3 protein-coding genes are annotated in these 3,486 nt (G+C 38.6%); all 3 read right to left on the reverse strand.

Annotation, left to right across the window (positions count from 1 at the left end; genetic code table 11):
- Positions 1–94: 94 nt before the first annotated feature.
- The 3 genes from T357_RS0118295 to T357_RS0118305 are packed head-to-tail and all read right to left on the reverse strand — an operon-like array spanning position 95 to position 3,355.
- The gene (locus tag T357_RS0118295) at positions 95–1,138 is read right to left on the reverse strand and encodes a tyrosine-type recombinase/integrase (RefSeq protein WP_031555846.1); all 1,044 of its coding nucleotides are present in this window, start codon (positions 1,136–1,138) and stop codon (positions 95–97) included.
- Positions 1,128–2,081, reverse strand: coding sequence for a tyrosine-type recombinase/integrase (locus T357_RS0118300; protein WP_031555849.1), 954 nt, complete (start codon positions 2,079–2,081; stop codon positions 1,128–1,130). Before T357_RS0118300 ends, T357_RS0118295 begins: the two co-directional genes overlap by 11 nt.
- Positions 2,082–2,083: 2 nt before the next feature.
- The gene (locus T357_RS0118305; RefSeq protein ID WP_031555852.1) at positions 2,084–3,355 is read right to left on the reverse strand and encodes a tyrosine-type recombinase/integrase; all 1,272 of its coding nucleotides are present in this window, start codon (positions 3,353–3,355) and stop codon (positions 2,084–2,086) included.
- Between the last annotated feature and the right edge of the window lie 131 nt (positions 3,356–3,486).

The following is a 3,486-nucleotide window of genomic DNA, read 5'->3' on the forward strand; positions in this document are numbered from 1 at the left end:
TTCCATATGCCGATATTTTAGAAATGCCGATAGTATAATCTTTGAAATTCCATGCCTGAGCCTGTTGTCAGGCATGGAAAAAGAATATCGGCATTTATTTCAAACCGCACAACCGCTTTAAAACGTCTTCATCATCAGCATATTTAAACACCTCATTATCTTTGAAAACAGATTTATCACTATCACTGAGCTTGTGGAGCGCCTCTCGTTTCATTTCTTCTGTAACCTTGGCATAAAAGCGCGTTGTTTCTACATTTGAATGCCCAAGCCATTCTGAAATAATCGGAAGTGGTACTTTTGCCTGATACAGATGCATAGCTCTTGTTCTTCTGAAGAGATGTGAATGGAGATGAATAAGCTCTGGTTTCTTTTTACGAAGTTCATTTTCACACTCTGACAGTATTCTGCTCACATTGTCACTTGACATCTTATTCTTTCGCCCATTTCGAAAAGAATAGAACAAATAATCCTGTTCATTTTTCGCCGGATGATATCGTTCACAATAACTGCAGTATTGTCTCCATATTTCTTTTGATAATGGCGTTATCCTGTGTTTATTACCTTTACCATAGAAATGTACATCAGCTTCGCCCTTTGATGTAGGCCTTATATCATGTGGTTTAAGTGACAATACTTCATTGATTCTGGCACCGCTCTCATAAAGTAGCGAAATAAGGAAGTGATCTCTTGTTGCATCACGGTTGGCATCAACACAATCTAAGATGCCTGCAACTTCATCTGTTGTTAGCCACGTGAATTCAATAATCCGATCATCGTCATAATCGTTTATTTCTCGGATTTCTTCAAATTCATCAGGGGGTAATGCTTTTTTCTTTAGCAGATAATGGCAAAAACCGCGTATATCAGATAGTCTGTGATTTACAGTAGTTGCCACGTTTTTTCGTTCAGTTTTCAACCATGACATAAAGTCAATGACATTAGCTTGATTAAAATCAGATGTCTGTAATGTAAGCAACGACATGCCCTTTTGAGTTCCAAGATACTCTATGAACAGATTTATGCTATACCTGTATGATACTATAGTATCTTCATCTCGGTTTCTTACATGTGGGAGATATACTTTTATAAACTCACCAATAAGCGACACCAGTCTCGGATCCTTTGGGCTAATCCTCATCACAAGATACCTCCTCTCCGTATATTATGGAGAGCATGTCCCAATCGATGCCATTTACCTTCCGGAGATTATCAGGAAGCAGATGAACATAGTATAGTGTAGATGTAAGCTCAGAATGACCCATATAAGCTGAAAGATATGTAAGAAGTTCCATTACATCTTTTCCACTATTGATCCACTTGATGATATTTCTTGAAGCAAAGGCATGCCTAAGATCATATGGCCGAGGATTGCCATTCCACTGTATACCGCATGTTTTAATTATCCTTCGCCAAACATTGTTGTACCACGATGTTTCATACGGGGTACCATCCCATTTTTGAAAGAACCATTCCCGTTTACCTGCTAATGCGTCATACTTCTTACAGAGTTTCAGCATATCGTCAGACATGATTATATGACGGTCTTTATGCCGTTTTGACTGGCGGATATATAAATCACCTGTTTTTAGGTCTATATCTTCGGTGCGTATTGCAGGCGGTTCCTGTGGACGTAATCCGCAACAGTAAATCAAGCGGGAATATACAGGAAGTACTATCTCAGGCAGATATCTCTTACCGCACGTTGCTCCTTGTATCGAGTCTATTGCATTAAACAGACCTGAAAGTTCCACATCAGTAAACAGATAAGGATTATAGGCGATTCTTTTTACAGTGTAACCATCATCGGGAATATAATCCTCATACCCCAGGAAGTTCAGATATCTAGTGTATTCTCTGAGCAAAGCGATAAATGCCGCTTTACTATTGATAGTGTAAGGATAAAATGCCAGCCATTCATCAATCATTTCCGGAGTTATTAATTCCGAGTTAGGGAATTTTTCAACGCAGAATCTTATAAATGGCGGAACGGAAGAACGATAAGTCGCAGTAGCGTATCCAACAGAGGTTCTATATGACATCATTTCCTCAAATGCATCATTCAACCTTTTCTCAAACGTCATAATCAAGCACCTCCTTTGGTATTGCAGGAAGAACTCTTTTTATGCTTGGCGTAAAATCCGGTCGTTATAGGAACATCAGTGAAATCAAACGCAACAAAAGCTATCTGACTTTTATTATGAGTTATATATGGTTTGTCTTCTACAATTGATTTATGCCCCATCATCTGCGATGCTATATCTATTGGAACACCTCTTGAAACCATGATGGTTTCAAAAGCTCTGCGTATACTGTGAAATCCTCTAAGTGATATTTTTTTTACTCCAGCTATTTCGCAGTACTTGTCAATCATGCTTCCAAAGCCTTTTGAAAGCTTTCTATAAGGTGATTTTACTGTTACAAACACCTCATGATCATAGCATTCCGGTCGCCAATCAAGTATATAATCCGCCAAGGCATTCATCGTAGATCCGTTAAGCTCCACAGACAAAGGCTGGTGATTCTTTGATTGAATAAGAGATAGTTTATCATTCTGCCAATCTATATCTGTAAGTTTAATCCGAATTATGTCGCAACCTCGCAATCCTGTACAATAAGCCAGCAGTATTATTGCAAGATCCCGCTTGCTTATCATATCATCATTATGAGCGGCATCAGCAATGTCAGATATTTCTTCTTCTGTATATGCCGGAATAATGCGTCTGTGATCATTCCTGAGTTTTAGTAATCTATAGTCCCTATGAAGATACTGATTCCCGTGGGATTTTAGGTATTCAGTTGAGTACTTTATGCATCTGAGAGTACGTCCGGTACTTCCGCTATTAGAAACAGGAATTTCATTGATAATGAACTTCATCACAGTCACATCATCGATGTGTTCCGGATCCATTCCTTGTTCTGATGCATACCATAAAAAATGTCTTGTTGGAGCACGCAGATCGCTTTTTGTAGCGTCGCTTATGGGATAACTTCCCAGGATCTTTTCGACAAGATCTGCTATTTCAGAGGAAACCGGATACTTCTTAATTGCATAAGCTGCGCTTGAAAAATCCACAGTACCCATTTCAGCTAATGAGGACAACATACGCAAAACTCTAAGCTGAAAACGTCGGTACTCTTTACATACTTCACCATTAGCGAATCTGTTTTCAAGATATTCCTTATAAGCATCAATGAATTTTGGCGAATAGACATTTGTGTTTGAAGCTATAGCATACTTTAAGATGCTGTTGCAAACAATTTGATACTGTTCTACCGATATTTCCAGAACGTGTTGCACCACCTCCTTTAGTAGTTGCTCGATTAAATCTTTTATTAACGGATGTGAGTCTGTCATGACGGCCTCCTTTCTACAGAGATGCTGTTACATCTTTATAGTAAGAAATGCCGATAGTTTTTGGAAATCATGAATTTATGATACTTTAGGATGCCTGAAAATCGGCATTTCTAAAATATCGGCATATGGAA

The sequence above is a fragment of the Oribacterium sp. FC2011 genome (assembly GCF_000701645.1).
In the GTDB taxonomy this organism is placed as follows: Bacteria; Bacillota; Clostridia; order Lachnospirales; family Lachnospiraceae; genus Oribacterium.

What these genes read in the sequence shown, in the direction of transcription:
- T357_RS0118300 (WP_031555849.1), bottom strand. Translation starts at nt 2,081, where the DNA reads ATGACGTTTGAGAAAAGGTTGAATGATGCATTTGAGGAAATGATGTCA.
- T357_RS0118295 (WP_031555846.1), bottom strand. Translation starts at nt 1,138, where the DNA reads ATGAGGATTAGCCCAAAGGATCCGAGACTGGTGTCGCTTATTGGTGAG.
- T357_RS0118305 (WP_031555852.1), bottom strand. Translation starts at nt 3,355, where the DNA reads ATGACAGACTCACATCCGTTAATAAAAGATTTAATCGAGCAACTACTA.